General features: G+C 64.2%; 21 protein-coding genes. 13 read left to right on the top strand and 8 right to left on the bottom strand.

The genetic code is table 11. The annotated features are described in order from the left end of the window. Positions 1 to 32: 32 nt before the first annotated feature. Positions 33 to 1,361, bottom strand: a complete 1,329-nt coding sequence (urtA, locus tag JQ603_RS16545; protein WP_212340999.1) for an urea ABC transporter substrate-binding protein — start codon at positions 1,359 to 1,361, stop codon at positions 33 to 35. 483 nt (positions 1,362 to 1,844) lie between these two features. Here urtA and JQ603_RS16550 point away from each other — a divergent pair, with 483 nt between their 5' ends. From JQ603_RS16550 to JQ603_RS16560, 3 genes are all read left to right on the top strand, one after another. After that, positions 1,845 to 3,428 carry a DEAD/DEAH box helicase gene (locus JQ603_RS16550; protein WP_212341000.1) on the top strand — a complete coding sequence of 528 codons (1,584 nt, stop codon included), beginning with the start codon at positions 1,845 to 1,847 and terminating at the stop codon, positions 3,426 to 3,428. Positions 3,429 to 3,452: 24 nt separating this feature from the next. After that, entirely contained in the window at positions 3,453 to 3,743 is a 291-nt protein-coding gene (gene infA / locus JQ603_RS16555; RefSeq protein WP_008546913.1) for a translation initiation factor IF-1, read from the top strand. Positions 3,744 to 4,018: 275 nt separating this feature from the next. Continuing rightward, positions 4,019 to 4,231: a cold-shock protein gene (locus JQ603_RS16560; RefSeq protein ID WP_011084262.1), complete on the top strand. Its 213-nt coding sequence runs from the start codon at positions 4,019 to 4,021 to the stop codon at positions 4,229 to 4,231. Positions 4,232 to 4,340: 109 nt separating this feature from the next. On the opposite strand, the gene JQ603_RS16565 is transcribed toward JQ603_RS16560, so the two are convergent. From JQ603_RS16565 to JQ603_RS16580, 4 genes are all read right to left on the bottom strand, one after another. Continuing rightward, positions 4,341 to 4,919 carry a TadE/TadG family type IV pilus assembly protein gene (locus tag JQ603_RS16565; RefSeq protein ID WP_212341001.1) on the bottom strand — a complete coding sequence of 193 codons (579 nt, stop codon included), beginning with the start codon at positions 4,917 to 4,919 and terminating at the stop codon, positions 4,341 to 4,343. 98 nt (positions 4,920 to 5,017) lie between these two features. Further along, entirely contained in the window at positions 5,018 to 5,596 is a 579-nt protein-coding gene (locus JQ603_RS16570; RefSeq protein WP_212341002.1) for a TadE/TadG family type IV pilus assembly protein, read from the bottom strand. A 257-nt stretch (positions 5,597 to 5,853) separates the two neighbouring features. After that, a complete protein-coding gene (locus tag JQ603_RS16575; protein WP_212341003.1) occupies positions 5,854 to 6,351 on the bottom strand; it encodes a pilus assembly protein N-terminal domain-containing protein in 498 nt (165 codons plus the stop codon). Positions 6,352 to 6,505: 154 nt separating this feature from the next. After that, a complete protein-coding gene (locus tag JQ603_RS16580) occupies positions 6,506 to 7,333 on the bottom strand; it encodes a sterol desaturase family protein (RefSeq protein ID WP_212341004.1) in 828 nt (275 codons plus the stop codon). A gap of 268 nt (positions 7,334 to 7,601) precedes the next feature. Between JQ603_RS16580 and JQ603_RS16585 the strand changes: the two genes are divergently transcribed. The 10 genes from JQ603_RS16585 (at position 7,602) to JQ603_RS16630 (ending at position 16,532) form a co-directional block, all read left to right on the top strand. Continuing rightward, a complete protein-coding gene (locus JQ603_RS16585; protein ID WP_018646598.1) occupies positions 7,602 to 7,766 on the top strand; it encodes a Flp family type IVb pilin in 165 nt (54 codons plus the stop codon). Positions 7,767 to 7,836: 70 nt separating this feature from the next. After that, entirely contained in the window at positions 7,837 to 7,983 is a 147-nt protein-coding gene (locus JQ603_RS16590) for a hypothetical protein (RefSeq protein WP_167526376.1), read from the top strand. Between the two features lie 124 nt (positions 7,984 to 8,107). Continuing rightward, complete coding sequence (locus JQ603_RS16595) at positions 8,108 to 8,632, top strand: A24 family peptidase (protein ID WP_212341006.1); 525 nt, start codon at positions 8,108 to 8,110, stop codon at positions 8,630 to 8,632. A gap of 129 nt (positions 8,633 to 8,761) precedes the next feature. Next, positions 8,762 to 9,562, top strand: a complete 801-nt coding sequence (gene cpaB, locus JQ603_RS16600) for a Flp pilus assembly protein CpaB (protein ID WP_212341008.1) — start codon at positions 8,762 to 8,764, stop codon at positions 9,560 to 9,562. An 11-nt stretch (positions 9,563 to 9,573) separates the two neighbouring features. Next, positions 9,574 to 11,043: a type II and III secretion system protein family protein gene (locus tag JQ603_RS16605; RefSeq protein WP_212341010.1), complete on the top strand. Its 1,470-nt coding sequence runs from the start codon at positions 9,574 to 9,576 to the stop codon at positions 11,041 to 11,043. Between the two features lie 20 nt (positions 11,044 to 11,063). Continuing rightward, on the top strand, positions 11,064 to 11,798 hold the full coding sequence (locus tag JQ603_RS16610) for a CpaD family pilus assembly protein (protein WP_212341012.1): 735 nt from the start codon (positions 11,064 to 11,066) through the stop codon (positions 11,796 to 11,798). Continuing rightward, positions 11,795 to 13,063, top strand: a complete 1,269-nt coding sequence (locus JQ603_RS16615) for an AAA family ATPase (RefSeq protein ID WP_018646592.1) — start codon at positions 11,795 to 11,797, stop codon at positions 13,061 to 13,063. The genes JQ603_RS16610 and JQ603_RS16615 overlap by 4 nt, the downstream gene beginning before the upstream one ends. A 21-nt stretch (positions 13,064 to 13,084) precedes the next feature. After that, entirely contained in the window at positions 13,085 to 14,554 is a 1,470-nt protein-coding gene (locus JQ603_RS16620; protein ID WP_212341014.1) for a CpaF family protein, read from the top strand. 16 nt (positions 14,555 to 14,570) lie between these two features. Further along, positions 14,571 to 15,548 carry a type II secretion system F family protein gene (locus tag JQ603_RS16625; protein WP_212341016.1) on the top strand — a complete coding sequence of 326 codons (978 nt, stop codon included), beginning with the start codon at positions 14,571 to 14,573 and terminating at the stop codon, positions 15,546 to 15,548. A 9-nt stretch (positions 15,549 to 15,557) separates the two neighbouring features. Further along, positions 15,558 to 16,532: a type II secretion system F family protein gene (locus JQ603_RS16630; RefSeq protein WP_212341018.1), complete on the top strand. Its 975-nt coding sequence runs from the start codon at positions 15,558 to 15,560 to the stop codon at positions 16,530 to 16,532. Between the two features lie 64 nt (positions 16,533 to 16,596). Here the strand turns inward: JQ603_RS16630 and JQ603_RS16635 are convergent, their stop codons facing one another. From JQ603_RS16635 to JQ603_RS16645, 3 genes are all read right to left on the bottom strand, one after another. After that, positions 16,597 to 17,418: a tetratricopeptide repeat protein gene (locus JQ603_RS16635; RefSeq protein ID WP_212341020.1), complete on the bottom strand. Its 822-nt coding sequence runs from the start codon at positions 17,416 to 17,418 to the stop codon at positions 16,597 to 16,599. A 71-nt stretch (positions 17,419 to 17,489) separates the two neighbouring features. Further along, positions 17,490 to 18,998: a metallophosphoesterase family protein gene (locus JQ603_RS16640; protein WP_212341021.1), complete on the bottom strand. Its 1,509-nt coding sequence runs from the start codon at positions 18,996 to 18,998 to the stop codon at positions 17,490 to 17,492. Positions 18,999 to 19,270: 272 nt separating this feature from the next. Continuing rightward, positions 19,271 to 19,474, bottom strand: a complete 204-nt coding sequence (locus JQ603_RS16645) for a hypothetical protein (RefSeq protein WP_183247077.1) — start codon at positions 19,472 to 19,474, stop codon at positions 19,271 to 19,273. Positions 19,475 to 19,570: the final 96 nt, after the last annotated feature.

The following is a 19,570-nucleotide window of genomic DNA, read 5'->3' on the forward strand; positions in this document are numbered from 1 at the left end:
CCCCGATCGTGCAATGGAGCGTCAGAGCGGGATCAGGAGCCCGAGCCGAGGCACTTGTTGGTCTTGGTGTTGAAGTTGCCGCACTTCTTGCCGACCCAGTCACCGATCAGGTCCTTGGAGCCGTCGAGCTCCTTCGACCAGGCATCGCCGGCGACGAGGCCCGGGGTCTTCCAGACCACGTCAAACTGGCCGTTGCCCTTGATCTCGCCGATGAACACCGGCTTGGTGATGTGGTGGTTCGGCAGCATCTTCGACACGCCGCCGGTCAGGTTCGGCGCCTCGATGCCGGGAAGCGCATCGATCACCTTGTCCGGATCGGTCGACTTCACCTTCTCGACCGCCTTCACCCACATGTTGAAGCCGATCACGTGCGCTTCCATCGGATCGTTGGTCACGCGCTTCGGGTTCTTGGTGTAGGCCTGCCAGTCCTTGATGAACTTCTCGTTCGATCCGTCCTTGGTCTTGATCGACTCGAAGTAGTTCCAGGCGGCGAGATGGCCGACCAGCGGCTTGGTGTCGATGCCGGCGAGCTCTTCCTCACCCACCGAGAACGCGACCACCGGGATGTCCTTGGCCTTGATGCCCTGGTTGCCGAGCTCCTTGTAGAAGGGAACGTTGGCGTCGCCGTTGATGGTCGAGACCACCGCGGTCTTCTTGCCAGCCGAGCCGAACTTCTTGATGTCGGCCACGATCGTCTGCCAGTCGGAGTGACCGAACGGCGTATAGTTGATCATGATGTCTTCCTGGGCGACACCCTTGGACTTCAGATAGGCTTCCAGGATCTTGTTGGTGGTGCGCGGATAGACGTAGTCGGTGCCCGCGAGCACCCAGCGCTTCACCTTCTCTTCCTTCATCAGATAGTCGACGGCGGGGATCGCCTGCTGGTTCGGCGCCGCACCCGTGTAGAACACGTTGCGCTCGCTCTCCTCGCCCTCGTACTGCACGGGGTAGAACAGGATGTTGTTGAGCTCCTTGAACACCGGGAGCACCGACTTGCGCGACACCGAGGTCCAGCAGCCGAACACGACCGAGACCTTGTCCTTCGTGATCAGCTCGCGCGCCTTCTCGGCGAACAGCGGCCAGTTCGAGGCGGGATCGACGACGACGGCCTCGAGCTTCTTGCCGAGCACGCCGCCCTTCTTGTTCTGCTCGTCGATCAGGAAGAGGATGGTGTCCTTCAGCGTGGTTTCGCTGATGGCCATGGTGCCGGAAAGGGAGTGAAGCACACCGACCTTGATGGTGTCGTCCGCGGCCTTGGCGCCGGTCAATGAGGCCAGACCGAGCATCAGTCCGGCGGTCGCGGCAAGAACGCCGCGGCGGCTAAATGACGCCGCTCTATCGCGAGTGGATTTGGTAAGCATTTGTGTATCATCTCCCTGACGCAGACGTGAAAAAGACGCTGCGAAACGGCCCCACGGCCGCCTGCGATTAACGGAATCGCAAGAACCATGCCATGGGCTGAACACACCCCAACACGTTGTTTTTGTTTATAAATTCAGCAGAAATCAAAGTTTCGCCGCAGTCAGATTGCCCAAAACATGGGCGAACAAAATGTATGCTAATGTGGCAGACAGTTCATTTTTTGAGCAAAATGGCGCCTCTGTCTAAATTTCCGGCATAACTATTTCTGCACCGCAACCGCTGTTTGGGGCCGACTTGCCTTGAAAGCGCCCCCTCAATGTTCCATATGAACAGCCGAGACCTCTTGCGAATCAAGGGGTCGTAGCGAGCCGCGTGTTCTTAAGCCCTCTACGGGCCTCTGGCTTGCCCCATATCATCCAAGCCATCCGACACCCCAAACACGCAGGTGTCTTCTCGACACCCTTTTGCGCGCGCCGCGCTGAATGCGCCGGGCGCCCGCTTTTGACATGGAAAGAACCCATCTTTTGACTTCGTTTCAGAACTTCGGCCTCGCCGAACCCATCGCACGCGCTCTTCGTGAAGAGAATTACGTCACCCCGACCCCGATCCAGGCCCAGACCATCCCGCTGGCACTGACCGGCCGCGACGTCGTCGGCATCGCCCAGACCGGCACCGGCAAGACCGCGTCCTTCGCGCTGCCGATCCTGCACCGCCTGCTCGAGAACCGTATCAAGCCGCAGCCCAAGACCGCCCGCGTCCTGGTGCTGTCGCCGACCCGCGAGCTTTCGGGGCAGATCCTCGACAGCTTCAACGCCTATGGCCGCCACATCCGCCTGTCCTCGACGCTCGCCATCGGCGGCGTTCCGATGGGCCGCCAGGTCCGTGCCCTGATGCAGGGCGTCGACGTGCTCGTCGCCACCCCCGGCCGCCTGCTCGACCTCGTGCAGAGCAACGGATTGAAGCTCTCGAGCGTTGAATTCCTCGTACTCGACGAGGCCGACCGCATGCTCGACATGGGCTTCATCAACGACATCCGCAAAATCGTCGCCAAGCTGCCGATCAAGCGGCAGACGCTGTTCTTCTCGGCCACCATGCCGAAGGACATCGCCGAGCTCGCCGATTCCATGCTGCGGGATCCCGCTCGCGTCGCCGTGACCCCGGTATCCTCGACTGCCGAGCGGATCAACCAGCGCATCCTGCAGGTCGACTTCTCGGCCAAGCCCGCCTTCCTGACCAAGCTGCTGCAGGACGAAGCGATCAACCGCGCGCTGGTCTTCACCCGCACCAAGCACGGCGCCGACAAGGTGGTGAAGACGCTGGCCAAAGCCGGCATCGCCGCCAACGCCATCCACGGCAACAAGTCGCAGAATCACCGCGAGCGCACGCTCGCGCAGTTCCGCTCGGGCGAGATCCGCACCCTGGTCGCCACCGACATCGCCGCCCGCGGCATCGATGTCGACGGCATCAGCCACGTGATCAATTTCGACCTGCCCAACGTGCCCGAGACCTATGTGCACCGCATCGGGCGTACAGCGCGTGCCGGCGCCGACGGCACCGCGATCTCGCTGGTCGCCGGCGGTGAGGAGCTCAGCTATCTCCGCGACATCGAGCGGCTGATCCGCGTGGCGCTGCCGCGCGAGGATCACCGCACCGACGCCGGCCGCCGCGATGCCGGTCCTCCCCCGCAGCAGCAGCGACAGGGCCGGCCGGGCGGCCGCCCGGGCCAGCGTCCGCAGGGCGCACGGCATGGTGACGGACGGCGTGACGACAGGCATGCCGACGGACGCCACCACAGCGCCGGCAGGCACGGCGATGGGCGGCCCGGCGAAGGACGCCATGGCGAGGGCAGACCTGTTGATGGCCGGCCCGGTGAAGGCCACAACGCGTCGAAGGGGTCTCGCCGTCGCCACCGTTCCGGTGGTAAGATGAACTCCTCACCAGCTGATCGGTCGGAACAGCGTCCCGCGCATAGCGCCGGCAAGCCTGATGGAATACAAGGCGTTGCCTTTTTGCGTCGCGAGAGTCGTCCCAACGGCCGACCGAACCGCAATCCTCATTCGCACTAGCCGTCCACGACTGGAGACAACCACATGGCTAAGGAAGAGCTGATCCAGTTCGAAGGACTGGTCACTGAAATCCTCCCCGACGCCCGCTACCGCGTGCAGCTCGACGCCGGACACGAGATCGTCGCCTACACCGCCGGCAAGATGAAGAAGAACCGCATCAAGACGCTCGCGGGCGACCGCGTAACGGTGGAGATGTCGCCTTATGACCTCGAGAAGGGCCGGCTGATTTTCCGTCACAAGGACGAACGTCCTGCAACGGCTGGCGGACCGCCGCGCGGTGGGCCGCAGCGTGGTGGCCAGTTCCGCCGCCGCTAAGCGCCGAGACGTTGATCCGCGCGCAAGCGCGGAAGTAAAATTCCGACCTGTATGCTGATCTGCCGCGCTCACCGCGGCGGATCAAAAATCGTGCACGTCCCGATTGTTTTGAAGCCCTATTTCCAATAAACTGAATTCAATCGATTTTCGGCCGGACGACATTGGCATCCACCGGTACAGCCGGTTCAGACACGCTGACGACCCTTCCAGAATTTCGATCTAACCTGTCCGCGCGAGCGGGCTTTTACATTGTTTATCTGAGAGGGAACTACCCCGTGAGCATGGGAACCGTGAAGTGGTTTAACGCGACCAAGGGCTTCGGCTTCATCCAGCCCGACGATGGCGGCAAGGACGTGTTCGTGCACATCAGCGCCGTCGAGCGCGCCGGCCTCGGTACGCTGCGCGAAGGCCAGAAGATCTCCTACGAGATCGTCGCCGATCGCCGGTCCGGCAAGTCGGCCGCCGACAACCTTCGCTCCGCCGGCTGAGCCCACGGACCTTCGGTCCGGATCAGCTCGATCGAGCAAGTCCAAACGACAACAGAAAAGGCCGTGCGCGACGCACGGCCTTTTTTCATGTTCGAAACAGCGCCCGCGCTCAGTAGGTCGTGCAGGAAGTAGCCGGGCTGTAATAGACGCAGGTCGACTGACGCGGCCTCGTATAGGCGACGTCGCTCAGCGTGATCGCGCTCTTGAGCGCATAGCCGACCGAGGGCGTGTAGGTGTAGCTGACCTCGCTGAAGATCAGATAGGTGCCGCCGATCGCCAGCGTCGTGGGAATCGTGACCAGGGACTTCGCCGTGCGTGGCACCGATCCCTTGCTCCACTGCACATGCGCCTGGAGGGTCGAGGGATCGACATAGAGCTCGGTGATCGTCGCCGTGACCGGCGAAGTGTCGTAAGGCGTCATGATGCCGGTCGAGGCGGCGAAGAAGTTGGTCATGTCGGTATCGCCGACCGACGTCGACTGCGAGGTGAGGTCCGACAGCGTCCGCGCCATCAGCGTCACCTTGCGATCGATCGCCACGGCCGACGAGAACTCGACCGTGCCGAAGAACATCACCAGCATCAGCGGCACGATCACCGCGAATTCGGTGGCCGCGAGACCTCTGCCATCGGCAAGGAATTCGTGCGCGGAAAGACGCGTCACCCGCCAGATTTTCGCAATCGCCTGCATCGTTCCGCCGATCCGTTGGCCTATCGTTTGAGCATGATCTTTTCGGAAAACCGCTGTGCACTTTGCGCTAACGCGGCCCTTCGGGTCCGGATCATGCTCTAGTAGGGTTCGTTCTTGAACGCGGCCGTGGCCACCAGCAGCCGCTTGCTGCCGGTGAGATTGGCGATGTTGTAGCCAAGCCCGGTCACGAACAGCGGCCACTGGTAGAACAGCCGCACCACCACGATGTCGCCGGCGCTGCCCGGGCTGTAGCTCATGCTGGTGTCGAAACTTCCGGCGCCGTCGATGTGGCTCGACAGCGTGACCGCAGAGAAGGACGAGAAGCTCGTGACGTCGACATAGAGCTTGCTGCAATCGAACAGTGCCGGGATCTGGCTGCAGACATAGGTCTTGAACGTCGCCTGCGTGCACGGCGTGCCGACGCCGGACACCGCGCAGGCGGTCACCGAGCCCGATTGCGCCTGCCCGGTCAGCACCACGCGCGCGGAATTCTGCGTGATGGTCTCCAGCACCTGGCTCGCGAAGAACATGAGCGCCGTCTCGATGATGGCGAACAGCAGCGCGAAGAAGATCGGCGCGACCAGCGCGAACTCGACGGCGGCCGAGCCACGGCGGTGGCCGCGAAACCGGCGCAGCGCGGTTCGGAGCGTGAACCTCACGGGTGCAGGCGTTGGCATCGCGTCAAATTTCCCCAGCAGCGGCGATCATCTGCTGCATTCAATAGCCAAAACTGATTGTTTAAGTGTTTCAGGGCGGCCGCGGCCGGCGGAACCCGCCGTTAAGAGGTCGTTAACCAGGGACGACCCGGGACACAGATGACAGCCGGACGGAGAGGGCTGGCGGGCGCAGTTGTCGGGACCGCATCGCACGATCCCGAACCCCTCAATCGAACTTGCTCGTTGGTCTTGTCAGTTGGTGCTGTTAGTTGGTCTTGTTAGTTAGTCTTGGCACCCGCGCCGGCATTGCCGCTGGCATTGTTGCTCAGCGAACCGGCCTGACTCATCGTGGTATTGAAGTAGTTGTCGCTGTCGCCCAGCGTCACGCGACGCTGGCAAAGCGGCACGCAGCTGTAGGACTCGCGCTCAACCCCGCGATAGACGGTGACGAGCCGATCGCTCGGACCTTCGACCTGGATCTGACGGTCGACCAGGATTTCGCCGGTCCGGTCCAGCGCGATGAAATTGGTGGCGCCGTAACCCTTGCCGGTCACGACGATCATGCCGCCGGGCTGGAGCGTGACATCGGCGATCAGGGGATTGCCGACCACGATGGTCGCCACCTTGCCAGGCAGCCGGACCAGCTTGGCCTGGTCGACATTGACGGCGATGGTATCGGCGGTGGATTCGGCGAGGCTCGCAGCCGGCGATGCCAGCACCGCGGCCGCAACCAGAAGACAGACGCGCGCATGGCGGCGCAGCAGTTGTTTACGCATACTCTTACCCCCGGGACGTCACAAACCGGCAGAAGCGATCACATAACAGCGGAGCCGGTGCCCGACCCCGCTAACCTGCCCTCAATTCGTGAACGTTCCGCAAATTCGCCTTCTATTGTTTGAACGGACTGACGATTTAGCGCTCTGGCACGCCCTAGCGGCGGAACGGATAGGCAAGCTGCCCTCCGATTTCCTTCGGCATGGTCGCTTCGTCCTTGCCGTAGTCCTGCGGCAGCTTCCCCTCCGGCATGCGGAAGGTGCCGAACAGCACGTCCCAGATCGGGAACGTCCCGGCGAAATTGGTGTCGCCGCCGTCCTCGAGCGGGGTGTGGTGCCAGCGGTGGAATACCGGCGTCGCCAAGACATATTTGAACGGCCCGAAGGTCCAGTTCAGGTTGGCGTGCACGAAGGCCGAATGGAAGGTCGTGAACGGGGAGACCCAGATCATGACGTTCGGGGAGATGCCGGCCATCAACAGCACGACGTCGACGCCGATGGTGCCGAGCACGAGATTGACGGGATGGAAGCGGGCCGCCGAAATCCAGCTGATCTCTTCCGAAGAGTGATGGATCGCGTGGTACTTCCAGAACTCGCCGCCATGGAAGAGCCGGTGCAGCCAGTACAGCATGAAGTCCGACAGCACCAGGAACAGCGCGGCCTGCACCCAGAGCGGCAATTGCGCCAGCGGGCCGTGGCCGTTGTCGTAGAAGGCGATGAGATCGTCGGCGTCATGGATGTTGAAGAAGACGCCCGCTCCGACGATCAAGAGCCCGATGCGCATGGTGCGGGCAAACACCGGCACGAAGAACCAGTAGCAGATGTCGGTGACGATCTCCCGCTTGCGCCACCACGGCACGCCGGGATTGCAGGCCCAGAAATGCTCGAGCACCGTGAAGACCAGCGCGAGCACGAAGGTGACGGGGACCACCTTCGCGATGGTATCGCCGAGCATCAGGGCGACTTGCATGGGCAGGCTCGACATCGTCGCCTCTCTTCGGAATTGCTGATCCTCCTACGCCTACTCCGCGAAATTTAAGGGAGGGTGAAGCCGGCGGCGCAGTTGCCGTGCGTCCGGAACCGGAGTGAATTTCGATAGGTGCCTTAAGGTGAAATTCACTCTGGGCAAAAGCATCGCGCAGGAATTGGGTTTACACGATCGAATTAACTCTACCGAAAGAGCTCGGCTCTCATGGTCATCACGTCAACGACAGCGCCGAACGAGGCGATCACACCCAAGATGGAGTTTGTTCATGAAGAACTTGATTGCGCGTTTCGCGAAGGATGAATCCGGCGCCACCGCCATCGAATACGGCCTGATCGCCGCCGGCATCGCGCTGGCCATCATCACCGTCGTCAACAATCTCGGCAGCACGCTGAACACCAAGTTCGGCTCGATCAGCAGCTCGCTGAAGTAAGCGACCGACCAACGACGGCAAAAGCCCCGGACCTCCGGGGCCTTTGTTTTTCTGAGTACGGCGAGTTCCAGTGGCGTTGCGAAAGTACAGAACCGATGCCGCGGTTGCAGCGAGCGAGGCGCAGGCGGCGCCGACCGGCTCGCCGGCCTATTGGGTATGCCTTGCGCTGCTGCTGGCAACGGTCGCACTCGCCGCACGCATTGCCAGCCTCTGGTGAGCTTGTCTCCGGCGGGCTATTGCCGGTCCAGACCGCTGCCGCCGTTGTCGGTTTGTTTAGCACTGCCAGCTAGCATCGCGCGACGCCAGATCCCGCGACAAACCCAGGCCTCAAGACGCAGCCCATGATCCTCGACCTTGCGCGCCTCATGCTCTTCCCGGCCCTGATGGCGTTCGCGGCCGCGAGCGATCTCTTCACGATGACCATCTCGAACCGTGTGTCGATGGCGCTGGTCGCGGGCTTCTTCGTGCTCGCTCTTGCCGGTGGCATGGCACCTTACGAGATGCTCACACATGTCGGCGCCGGCGCGCTTCTGCTGGTCGTGGCCTTCACGTGCTTCGCGATGGGTTGGGTCGGCGGCGGCGACGCCAAGGTGGCGGCCTCCGTCGCGCTCTGGTTCGGCTTCGCGCACCTGATGAACTTCCTGCTCTACGCCTCGCTGTTCGGCGGAGCGCTGACGCTGCTCCTGCTCCAGTTCCGGCAATGGCCGCTGCCCTATGGCCTCGCGGGCCAAGCCTGGCTTGCACGACTGCACGCCAAGGAGAGCGGCATCCCCTACGGCATCGCGCTCGCGCTGAGCGCGCTGATGGTCTACCCGGAGACCGAGTGGGTGAAGGCGATCGACCTCGCCCATTTCGCACTGCGCTGAACGCTTCGGGTAAACCCGGCGTTAAGGCGATTTAGATACGCCTCATTAACCATGCTTTGACGAATAGCTGGTCAACTGCCGATTACGGCGGCGGCAGCGTCGCGGCGTTCTTGTTGGAAAGTGAAGCGTATGAATAGGGCACGCATTGTCGTCCTGACGGTCGCCATCTGCGCCGGCGGCGTCGCCGCGTACCTGGCGAGCGGCTCGGACAATTCTGCGCCGCCTCCGGCGGCTCCGGTCGCGCAGCTTCCGACCGTCGACGTGCTGGTGGCCAAGAACGACATCGGTCTCGGCCAGACCGTCAAGCCCGAAGACGTGCAATGGCAGACCTGGCCGGCCGCGACCGCCAGCGCCACCTTCATCCGCCGCAACGAGCGCCCGGAGGGCGCGACCCAGGTGACGGGCTCGATCGCACGCGCCCCCTTCATCCAGGGTGAGCCGATCCGAGACCAGAAGCTGGTCAAGCCGGAGGGCTCCGGCTTCATGGCAGCAATCCTGCCCACCGGCATGCGCGCGATCTCGACCGAGATCTCGCCCGAGACCGGCGCAGGCGGCTTCATCCTGCCCAACGATCGCGTCGACGTGCTCCTGACCCGCCGCCTCAAGAACCCGGATCAGAGCAGCGGCGCTCCCGATCTCATCACCTCCGAGATCATCCTGGCCAACATTCGCGTCCTGGCCATCGATCAGGCGCCGAAGGAGAAGGACGGCCAGAACGCGGTGGTCGGCAAGACCGTCACCCTCGAGCTCAATCCCGCACAGACGGCGACGCTGTCCGCCGCCCGTCAGAGCGGCACGCTGTCGCTGGCGCTGCGCAGCATCGTCGACGTCAAGATGAGCGAGATCACGCTCGATGATTCCGCGCAGAAGCGCGATGGCGTTTCGATCATTCGCTACGGCATCCCGAGCACGACGGCAAAGGCACGATGAGGGCAGTCGATATGAAATGCAGGGCAGATTTGACGACGATGCGAACCTCACTGGTTCGCGCCCTGTCGTTTTCGGCCGCCCTCGCGCTGGTGCTCAACCCGGCGTTGACCCCCGTGGTCGCCGCCGACTACCGCCCCGTGGCGCCGGCCGCCGCCGACGGCCAGATGAACGCGCGCTTCCTTTCGCTCGGCGTCGGCAAGTCGATCGTGATCGACCTGCCGCGCGACATCAAGGACGTGCTGGTCGCCGACCCCAAGATTGCCAACGCCGTGGTCCGCTCGGCGCAGCGCGCCTACATCATCGGCGCCTCGGTCGGCCAGACCAACATCGTATTCTTCGATTCCGCCGGCCAGCAGATTGCGGCCTACGACATAGCGGTCAAGCGCGACCTCAACGGCGTGCGCGCCGCATTGAAGCAGGTCCTGCCGAATTCCGACATCCAGATCGACGGGCTCGGCGAGGGTGTCGTGCTGACCGGCAGCGTGGCGAGTCCGATGGAGGCGCAGCAGGCCAACGAACTCGCCGCGCGCCTCGCCGGCGGCGCCGACAAGGTGGTGAACTCGATCGTGGTCCGCGGCCGCGACCAGGTCATGCTGAAGGTGACGGTGGCCGAGGTCCAGCGCAACATCGTCAAGCAGCTCGGCATCGACCTCTCCGCGAACCTGAACTACGGCACCTCGGTGGTGAGCTTCACCAACTCGAACCCGTTCACGGCCCTGGGCCGCAATCTCGTGGACGGCAACAATCTGACCACGAAGTTCGGCACGTCGGTGCAGGCAACGCTACGCGCGATGGAGACCGCGGGCGTGATCCGGACGCTGGCGGAGCCGAACCTGACCGCGATCTCCGGGGAGTCGGCGACCTTCATCGCCGGCGGCGAATTCCCGGTGCCGGCAGGCTATGCGTGCGATCCCACGACGCATGTCTGTACCACCCAGATCAGCTTCAAGAAGTTCGGCATCTCGCTCAACTTCACCCCTGTCGTCCTGACCGAGGGCAAGATCAGCCTGCGCGTGATGACCGAGGTCTCGGAGCTCTCGAACGAGAATTCGATCACGCTGTCGCAGGCCGTCACCTCGACGTCGGTGAACTCGCTGACGGTGCCCTCGATCCGGACCCGCCGCGCCGAGACCTCGCTGGAAATTCCCTCCGGCGGCGCGATGGCGATGGCCGGCCTGATCCAGCAGCAGACCAAGCAGGCGGTGAGCGGATTGCCGGGCCTGATGCAGCTTCCAGTGCTCGGCACGCTGTTTCGCAGCCGCGACTTCGTCAACAACGCGACCGAGCTGGTCGTGATCGTGACGCCTTATGTCGTTCGCGCAACAGCGCCGAAGGATCTGTCGCGGCCGGATGACGGCTTCGCCGCGCCTGCCGACCCGCAGGCCGAGCTGATCGGCAACATCAACCGCATCTATGGCGTGCCCGGCCGGACCGAACCGGCCCGGAACTACCGTGGCACCTACGGCTTCATCACCGACTGAGGCGGAACGGGGACTTCAAGATGATCACAAGACCACCCCAGCTTCGCAAACGCGCCATCGGCTTCGGCGGCGCGCTCGTCGGCATCGCGCTTGCGCTCGGCGGCTGCCAGCACGACGAGGTGGCGACCGCCTCCATTCCCGACGACTACAAGCAGCGTCACCCGATCGCGGTCGAGGAGCAGAACCGCTCGATCGTCGTCTTCGTCGGCCACGCGCGCGGTGGGCTCACCGCCGGCCAGCGCGCCGACGTGATGGGCCTGGCATCGGCCTGGCTGCACGAAGGCACCGGCGCCATCCATATCGACGTGCCGTCCGGCACGCCGAATGCGCGCCCGGCATCCGAGTCGATGCGTGAGATCCAGGCCATGCTGGCAGCCGCGGGCGTTCCCCCGCGCGGCATCATCACCCGCCCCTACCAGCCGACAGACAAGCGCTTCCTGCCGCCGATCCGGCTGACCTATTCCAAGATCGCCGCGGTCGCGGGTCCCTGCGGACTGTGGCCGGAGGACATCGGCCCCTCGATGAAGAACAAGAGCTGGTTCGAGAACAAGGACTATTACAATTTCGGCTGCGCCTATCAGCGCAACATGGCCGCCATGGTCGACAACCCGGCGGACCTCGAGCAGCCGCGTTCGGAATCGCCGTCCTACACGACGCGGCGCACCGCCGCGTTCGAGAAGTATCGCAAGGGAACTCCGACGGCCGTCATCTATCCTGAAGCCGAAAAGGCCAAACTCAGCGACACCGGCAAATGATCAGCTACGCTCGCCAGTCCCAAGAAGAGCAGCCGGAAGCATCGCTCCCACCGGTCGAGGAGCATATTGCGCCGGCGCCGCGCGTTTCGGTCCAGGCTTTCTGCGAGACCGTGGAGACCGCTGCCGCGGTGCAGTCGGCCGGCGAGGATCGCCGCCTCGGCAAGGCCCACCTGAAGATCCAGATGGGCGGCATGGCGGCCGCGATCGAAGCCTACCGCTCGGCGCCCACGCCGAACGTGATCGTGCTCGAGAGCGACGGCCGCAACGACCTGCTGGGCGGGCTCGACCAGCTCGCCACGGTCTGCGACGCCGGCACCCGCGTGGTGGTGATCGGCCGCATCAACGACGTCACGCTCTATCGCGAGCTGGTGCGTCGCGGCGTCAGCGACTACGTGCTCGCGCCGGTCGGCCCCATCGACGTCGTGCGCTCGATCTGCAACCTGTTCTCCGCACCGGAAGCCAAGGCGGTCGGCCGCATCATCGCGGTGGTCGGCGCCAAGGGCGGCGTCGGCGCATCCACCATCTCCCACAACGTCGCCTGGGCGATCGCGCGCGATCTCGCGATGGACGCGGTGGTCGCCGATCTCGACCTCGCCTTCGGCACCGCCGGGCTCGACTACAATCAGGACCCGCCACAGGGCATCGCCGACGCCGTGTTCTCGCCCGATCGCGTCGATACCGCCTTCATCGACCGTCTGCTGTCGAAATGCACGGACCACCTCAGCCTGCTGGCGGCGCCCGCCACGCTCGACCGGGTCTATGATTTCGGCACCGACGCCTTCGATGCCGTGTTCGACACGCTGCGCTCCACCATGCCGTGCATCGTGCTCGATATCCCGCACCAGTGGTCGGGCTGGACCAAGCGCGCCCTGATCGGCGCGGACGACATCCTGATCGTGGCGGCGCCGGACCTCGCCAATCTGCGCAACACCAAGAACCTGTTCGATCTGCTGAAGGCCTCGCGCCCGAACGACCGGCCGCCGCTCTACTGCCTGAACCAGGTCGGCGTCCCCAAGCGGCCCGAAATCGCCGCCACCGAGTTCGCCAAGGCGATCGAGAGCCAGCCGGTCGTCTCGATCCCGTTCGAGCCGCAGATTTTCGGTTCGGCAGCCAACAACGGCCAGATGATCGCGGAGATCTCCGCCAACCACAAGTCGATCGAAATGTTTCTCCAGATCGCCCAGCGCCTGACCGGTCGCAGCGAGACGAAGAAACAAAAGTCGTCCTTGCTTTCACCCCTGATTGAGAAGTTGCGGGGAAAATAAGCCGCCGCATGGAGTCGTTAAGTGTTCGGTAAGCGTAGCGGAACAGACACCGACCTTCGGGCCCCCAAGCCCGGCGCCGTGTCGCCAGAGCCTGCCCCGGCTCCGGCGCCGACGATGTCGCGCGCGCCGCCCCCGCCGGCCGTCGCCTCGCCACCACTCGCCCCGATCAAAGCCCCGCCGCCGCCTCCCATGGAGAACCGGCGCTCGGACAATTATTACGAGGTCAAGGCGACCATCTTCGGCGCGCTGATCGAGGCCATCGACCTCGCCCAGCTGGCCAAGCTCGATTCGGAATCCGCCCGCGAGGAAATCCGCGACATCGTCAACGAGATCATCGCGATCAAGAATATCGTGATGTCGATCGCCGAGCAGGAGGAACTGCTCGACGACATCTGCAACGACGTGCTCGGCTACGGTCCGCTGGAGCCGCTGCTGTCGCGCGACGACATCGCGGACATCATGGTCAACGGCGCCAACACCGTCTACATCGAGGTCGCCGGCAAGATCCAGCGTACCGGCATCCGCTTCCGCGACAACCAGCAGCTCCTCAACATCTGTCAGCGCATCGTCAGCCAGGTCGGCCGGCGCGTCGACGAATCATCGCCGATCTGCGACGCACGCCTCGCCGACGGCTCCCGCGTCAATGCCATCGTGCAGCCGCTGTCGATCGACGGGCCCACGCTCACCATCCGCAAGTTCAAGAAGGACAAGCTGACGCTGGATCAGCTCGTCAAGTTCGGCGCGATCTCGCCGGAGGGCGCCGAGATCCTCCAGATCATCGGCCGCGTCCGCTGCAACGTGCTGATCTCCGGCGGTACCGGATCGGGCAAGACCACGCTGCTCAACTGCCTCACCAACTACATCGAACACGACGAGCGCGTCATCACCTGCGAGGACGCCGCCGAGCTTCAGCTCCAGCAGCCCCATGTGGTGCGGCTCGAGACCCGCCCGCCCAACATCGAGGGCGAGGGCCAGGTGACCATGCGCGAGCTGGTACGCAACTGCCTGCGTATGCGCCCTGAACGGATCATCGTCGGCGAAGTCCGCGGACCCGAGGCGTTCGATCTGCTGCAGGCCATGAACACCGGCCATGACGGCTCGATGGGCACGCTGCACGCCAACAATCCGCGCGAGGCGCTCTCGCGCTGCGAATCCATGATCACGATGGGCGGCTTTTCCCTTCCGTCGCGAACAATTCGCGAGATGATCTGCGCCTCGATCGACGTCATCGTCCAGGCGGCGCGCCTGCGCGACGGTTCGCGCCGCATCACCCACATCACCGAGGTGATGGGCATGGAAGGCGACACCATCATCACCCAGGACATCTTCGTCTACGACCTGATCGGCGAGGACGCCAACGGCAAGATCATCGGCCGGCACCGCTCGACCGGCATCGGCCGTCCGAAGTTCTGGGAACGCGCCCGCTATTACGGCGACGAGAAACGCCTTGCCGCCGCGCTGGACGCTGCGGAAGTGGCGCCGACGAAATGAGCGGGGCAGCGACGTCATGAACATTCAGGTCCTCGCCCTCGCCTTCCTCGCCACCGCCGCCGTCGGCGGCATCGCCTGGGTCTTCCTCTATCCGTTGCTGTCAGGAGAACGGCAGGCGGAAAACCGCCGCGCCTCGATCGCGCGCGCCGACGCGCCGGCGGCCAAGCAGACCGAAAAGAGCCAGCGCACGCGCCGCGAGCAGGTCGAGAGCTCGCTGAAGGATCTCGAGGCACGGCGTCAGCAGGAGAAGAGCGTTCCGCTCAGCGTCCGCCTGTCGCAGGCAGGGCTGGACTGGACACCGCAGAAATTCTGGATCGTGTCCGCCGTCGTGGCGGGCGTGCTGTTCGCGGCCGCCATGTTCGTCGGCGGCGGCCTGCTCGGCGCCGCCGGCCTTGCCTTTGCCGGCGGCTTCGGCCTGCCGCGCTGGGCACTCGGCTTCCTGAAGAAGCGTCGCGAAGCCAAATTCCTGAAGGCGCTGCCCGACGCCGTCGACGTGATCGTCCGCGGCATCAAGGCGGGCCTGCCGCTGTTCGAATCGATCAAGGTCGTCGCTGCGGACGCGCCCGAGCCGCTGCGCAGCGAGTTCCTGGCGATCATCGAGACGCAGGCGATCGGCATGCCGCTCGGCGAAGCCTGCTCGCGCCTCTACGATCGGATGCCACTGCCGGAAGCCAATTTCTTCGGGATCGTCATCTCGATCCAGCAGAAGTCGGGCGGCAATCTCTCCGAAGCGCTCGGCAACCTCTCCAAGGTGCTGCGTGACCGCAAGAAGATGAAGGAAAAGATCCAGGCGATGTCGATGGAAGCCAAGGCCTCGGCCGGCATCATCGGCTCGCTGCCGCCGATCGTGATGTTCCTCGTTTATCTCACGACGCCGCACTACATCTCGCTGCTGTGGACCCATCCTACCGGCCAGCTCATGCTGGTCGGCTGCGTCATCTGGATGTCGATCGGCATCATGGTGATGAAGAAGATGATCAATTTCGATTTCTGACGGTGGCGTATGGTCGAATTTCTCGTCTCGAAACTTCATGACGTCCGCTTCATGACCATGCTGCTGGCGGCCATCGCCGCCAGCGCCACCGTCTATACGCTGGTGATGCCGCTGTTCGCCGGCGAAGGCCTCTCCAAGCGCATGAAGGCAGTGGCAAGCGAACGCGAACGCATCCGGCAGCGCGAGCGCGACCGCCTCAACAAGAATGAAAAGGTCTCGCTGCGCCAGACGCCGAAGCAGATCGTCTCCAAGGTCGTCGAGGACTTCAACCTTACCAAATGGCTCGCGCAGGAAGCCGCCCGCGACAAGCTCATCATGGCCGGCTACCGCGGCCAGGCGCCCTACATCACCTTCCTGTTTGCGCGCATGGTCGCTCCGCTCGTGCTGTTCATGGGCTCGATCCTGTACGTGTTCCTGATCGCGCACATGGACAAGCCGCTGCCGGTCAAGATCGGTATCTGCATCGGCGCCGCCTATGCCGGCCTCCAGGCCCCGATGCTGTTCCTCAAGAACGCGATCTCCAAGCGCCAGCTCTCGATCAGGCGCGCCTTTCCCGACGCGCTCGACCTGCTGCTGATCTGCATCGAATCCGGCATGTCGGTCGAAATGGCGTTCCGGAAGGTCGCCACCGAGATCGTGGGCCAGTCGATCGCGCTGTCGGAAGAGTTCGCGCTGACCACCGCCGAGTTGTCCTATTTGCAGGACCGCAAGGTGGCCTACGAGAACCTGGCGCGGCGCACCGGGCTCGAGGGCGTCAAATCGGTGTGTCTCGCGCTTCAGCAGGCGGAACGCTACGGCACTCCGCTCGGGCACTCGCTGCGCGTGATGGCGCAGGAAAACCGCGACATGCGCATGAACGAGGCCGAGAAGAAGGCTGCCGCGCTGCCGCCGAAGCTGACGGTGCCGATGATCCTGTTCTTCCTGCCGGTGCTGTTCGTCGTCATTCTCGGGCCGACCGGCATCAAGATCTCCGAGCTCCAGTGACGCGAAAGGCGGACCGCGCGCGGTCCGCATCAGTGAAGTCGAAACGAAGCGATCTGGGGGCGGATCAGTCTGACTGGCTGAGCGAGGCGACCGGCGTCCGCTTCGGCGCGCCGCGCGGGCCCTCGCTGCGGTTCAGCATGTCCTTGAGATAGGCGACATTGGCCGCGGCCTGGTCCGGCGGCAGGTCCGCCTTCACGATGGTCTCGGCCTCGGCGAAGCGGCCCTGGAGACCGACGACCAGGCCGAGATTCTGCCGCACCCGGCTACCGGCGCGCGGCGAGGCATAGGCCTGCCGCAGTGCCTCCTCGGCCTTCGGCAGGTCCTTCGACAGCATGTAGGACAGGCCGAGATTGGAAAGCACGCCGGGATCGCCCGGTGCGATCTTCAGCGAGCTCGCGTAATAGGAGCGCGCCTCCTCGTGACGTCCCATCTGATCGAGCACCGTGCCCTGCACCGAGAGCAGGCGCCAGTCCGGATTGTCGGGCGAATGCGCCTTCGACAGCACGTCGAAGGCCTGCTGGAAGTTGCCGTTGTCGGCGAGCGCCCGGCCATACTGGGCGAGCAGCGCCTTGTTGCCGGGATTGGCGATGGTCGCCTGCTCGAGCACGGCGGCGGCCTGGGCGCGCTGACCGTTGGCGCGAAGGGCCTGGCCGTAGCCGAGCGCGGCTTCGGCGTCCTTGGGATTGGCACGGTAGCGCTCGCCATAGACTTCGACGGCGCGCGCGGGATCGCTGGGAGCTGCTTCCGCGCGCGACCCGGTCGACCCGATCGAGCCGGTGACATCGGAGAGCTTTGACATTGCCGTGCAGCCGCCGAGGCTGATCGCCACCATCGCGACGAGCGAGGCAGACGCAAGAAGCCGGGCAGGACTGAACCGTTGACGCATGACGCTTTGACTCTCGAGCGGATGGATCGAGCCGAACGCGCCAGCAATAGACTGTTAACCCTAATAGCCGGTTAACACCGGCGCCCCCACGGCGGTGTCTGCGGCGGCGCCGCGCCGCCGAGCCCCAGATCGAGGCCGAGCACCTTCATGTGCTCGTTCAGGTCCCGCAGCAATTGCAGCACCCGTGCCTCTCCGTCGGTCCCCGTGTGCGGCAGTCCCGGCCATTGGCGCCGGAGATCCTCACGGCTGACCAGACGCCGCGCCAAGAGTTCATCGAGCTGAAGCTGATCCATGGCAAGCACGCCGGCGGATTGCTCGACCAACCGGCGCAGCAGCAGCGCCACCGCGGCAATCGCGTCGGCATCATGCCTGGGCGCCGACCTCGAGAACTTGCGTTCGAGATCGGCCCAGGCCCGAGAGGTGACGAGATAGGTGTGGAGCGCATTCGCCGAACCCGGCTCGCCGTCGGCGTAGAAGGCACGGCGCATCAGGAGCCGGCGCGCCAGCACCGCCACCTGATCCCGCCTCAATGTCGCGATTGAAGCGATCTCGATCGCCGTCTGGACGGCCGGATCGCGGGAATAATCCCGCCCTGCCGACAGGCGGATCACGCCGTTCGGCAAGTTCGAGTCGAGCAGGCGGAAGCCGCCAGCATTGCGCGGCCGCGAATGGCGCGCGATTGCAAATCCATATTCGGAACTGCCGTCATCGGACATCGGCCCAAAATGGATGATGTTGAATCCGGCATCGTCGCCGCCCTGCCCGGTCGAGGATGGACAGGACAGCACGTAGATGGTGCGCCAGAACGCTTCACTGCCCGTGCTCCGCGTCGCGCGCGGATCGGGAATCGAATAGCGGGTCAGTCCCTCGACATGCCGGTGACCGTGCAGAACCAGGTCGACGTTGAGCGAGGTCGCCGCTTCGAGGAAGGTGGCGGGCGCGGCGAGATACATCAGCGGCTCATCCGGCACGCCGAGAAACCGCTTTGCTTCGCCGGTCGCCTGCGGCAGCGGATGATGGTGCAGCGCCAGCACCCGCACCAGGTTTTCCGCCGGCTCGGAATGATCGGCGCGTCCCGCCGATCCAAGACTGCCTGCGAGCTCGACACTCAGCCGGGCGGAACCGGCGACCATGGCGCTGTAGGAGCCCTGGTCGATATTGCCGCTCGCCAGCGTCATGAGGCTTGCGCGGTTGGAATCCAGCAGCACCAGATCGAGGCCGGCCTGGCGGTAGTAGACGCTCTTCGAGGTCCGCGGCAGATGCAGGTAGTCATAGACGTCGTGACGGCCCGCACGCAGGCTCGCCCGCTTGACGTCGTGATTGCCGGCAACCGCCTGGATGTCGGTGAATAGCCCGGTCTGCCGGAAGGACGCGATCACCGCGAGCGCTTCGTCGAGCGCGCGCGGCGTCGGGTCGTCGACGAGATCGCCGGTGATCAGCAGGATGCGATCGGGAACGTCGGTGAAGTCCGCCATCCTCTCGCGCAGAGCAGCGCCGAGCGCCTCGACCGTCGGAAGCAACCGGCCTGACCCGTCCAGATGCAGGTCGGATATCTGCGCGATAACGAACGATCTATCCATTTTGCGCCGCTCATTGCGAATGCTGCGCCGCTCAAAACGATGAGAGAAATAACGTCGACGACTAGCTTGATGCCGGTCTCAGCGCGGGCAAGGATCACCCGGGCAATCGCATTCCTGCGCTCGATGCGCGCAGAAATGCACAGCACAATCTAAAATGTCCACCAATCATGCCACAACCGCAGCGCTAGTAAAGCCCTGCGACCGCGCTCTCGTGAACGGCAGTTCTCAACGTGAATACGGGAGCTGCCGCACCGCGGTTTCGTTTCGTCCGATCAATATTCGATGGCAAGCCGCTTGCGGATTTCGTCGACGCGCTTGTCGAGCGCATCGAAGCGCGCGTGGACGGAGCGGTCGTGAAGATAGAAGACGTAGCCGCCGGCAAGGAAGGCGAAGATCCAATGATGATGTTCGACATAGCCAAAGATCGCCTCGACGGCCTGGCCGATGAATGTGACCACGCTCCACACAAATTCCATTGCATTTCCTCCCGGCAGGCCTCGCCTCCGGCCGCCGGCGATCTTTCGTACACCTGGCGGCCATTGCCGGAACCTAGCATGACCACCTTGCTGCGA

The sequence above is a fragment of the Bradyrhizobium liaoningense genome (assembly GCF_018130825.1).
Taxonomy (GTDB): Bacteria; Pseudomonadota; Alphaproteobacteria; order Rhizobiales; family Xanthobacteraceae; genus Bradyrhizobium; species Bradyrhizobium liaoningense_B.

Coding starts and splice junctions, on each gene's coding strand:
- urtA (WP_212340999.1), bottom strand. CDS start 1,361: ATGCTTACCAAATCCACTCGCGATAGAGCGGCGTCATTTAGCCGCCGC.
- JQ603_RS16550 (WP_212341000.1), top strand. CDS start 1,845: ATGCGCCGGGCGCCCGCTTTTGACATGGAAAGAACCCATCTTTTGACT.
- infA (WP_008546913.1), top strand. CDS start 3,453: ATGGCTAAGGAAGAGCTGATCCAGTTCGAAGGACTGGTCACTGAAATC.
- JQ603_RS16565 (WP_212341001.1), bottom strand. CDS start 4,919: ATGCAGGCGATTGCGAAAATCTGGCGGGTGACGCGTCTTTCCGCGCAC.
- JQ603_RS16570 (WP_212341002.1), bottom strand. CDS start 5,596: ATGCCAACGCCTGCACCCGTGAGGTTCACGCTCCGAACCGCGCTGCGC.
- JQ603_RS16575 (WP_212341003.1), bottom strand. CDS start 6,351: ATGCGTAAACAACTGCTGCGCCGCCATGCGCGCGTCTGTCTTCTGGTT.
- JQ603_RS16580 (WP_212341004.1), bottom strand. CDS start 7,333: ATGTCGAGCCTGCCCATGCAAGTCGCCCTGATGCTCGGCGATACCATC.
- JQ603_RS16585 (WP_018646598.1), top strand. CDS start 7,602: ATGAAGAACTTGATTGCGCGTTTCGCGAAGGATGAATCCGGCGCCACC.
- JQ603_RS16595 (WP_212341006.1), top strand. CDS start 8,108: ATGATCCTCGACCTTGCGCGCCTCATGCTCTTCCCGGCCCTGATGGCG.
- cpaB (WP_212341008.1), top strand. CDS start 8,762: ATGAATAGGGCACGCATTGTCGTCCTGACGGTCGCCATCTGCGCCGGC.
- JQ603_RS16605 (WP_212341010.1), top strand. CDS start 9,574: ATGAAATGCAGGGCAGATTTGACGACGATGCGAACCTCACTGGTTCGC.
- JQ603_RS16610 (WP_212341012.1), top strand. CDS start 11,064: ATGATCACAAGACCACCCCAGCTTCGCAAACGCGCCATCGGCTTCGGC.
- JQ603_RS16615 (WP_018646592.1), top strand. CDS start 11,795: ATGATCAGCTACGCTCGCCAGTCCCAAGAAGAGCAGCCGGAAGCATCG.
- JQ603_RS16625 (WP_212341016.1), top strand. CDS start 14,571: ATGAACATTCAGGTCCTCGCCCTCGCCTTCCTCGCCACCGCCGCCGTC.
- JQ603_RS16630 (WP_212341018.1), top strand. CDS start 15,558: ATGGTCGAATTTCTCGTCTCGAAACTTCATGACGTCCGCTTCATGACC.
- JQ603_RS16635 (WP_212341020.1), bottom strand. CDS start 17,418: ATGCGTCAACGGTTCAGTCCTGCCCGGCTTCTTGCGTCTGCCTCGCTC.
- JQ603_RS16640 (WP_212341021.1), bottom strand. CDS start 18,998: ATGGATAGATCGTTCGTTATCGCGCAGATATCCGACCTGCATCTGGAC.
- JQ603_RS16645 (WP_183247077.1), bottom strand. CDS start 19,474: ATGGAATTTGTGTGGAGCGTGGTCACATTCATCGGCCAGGCCGTCGAG.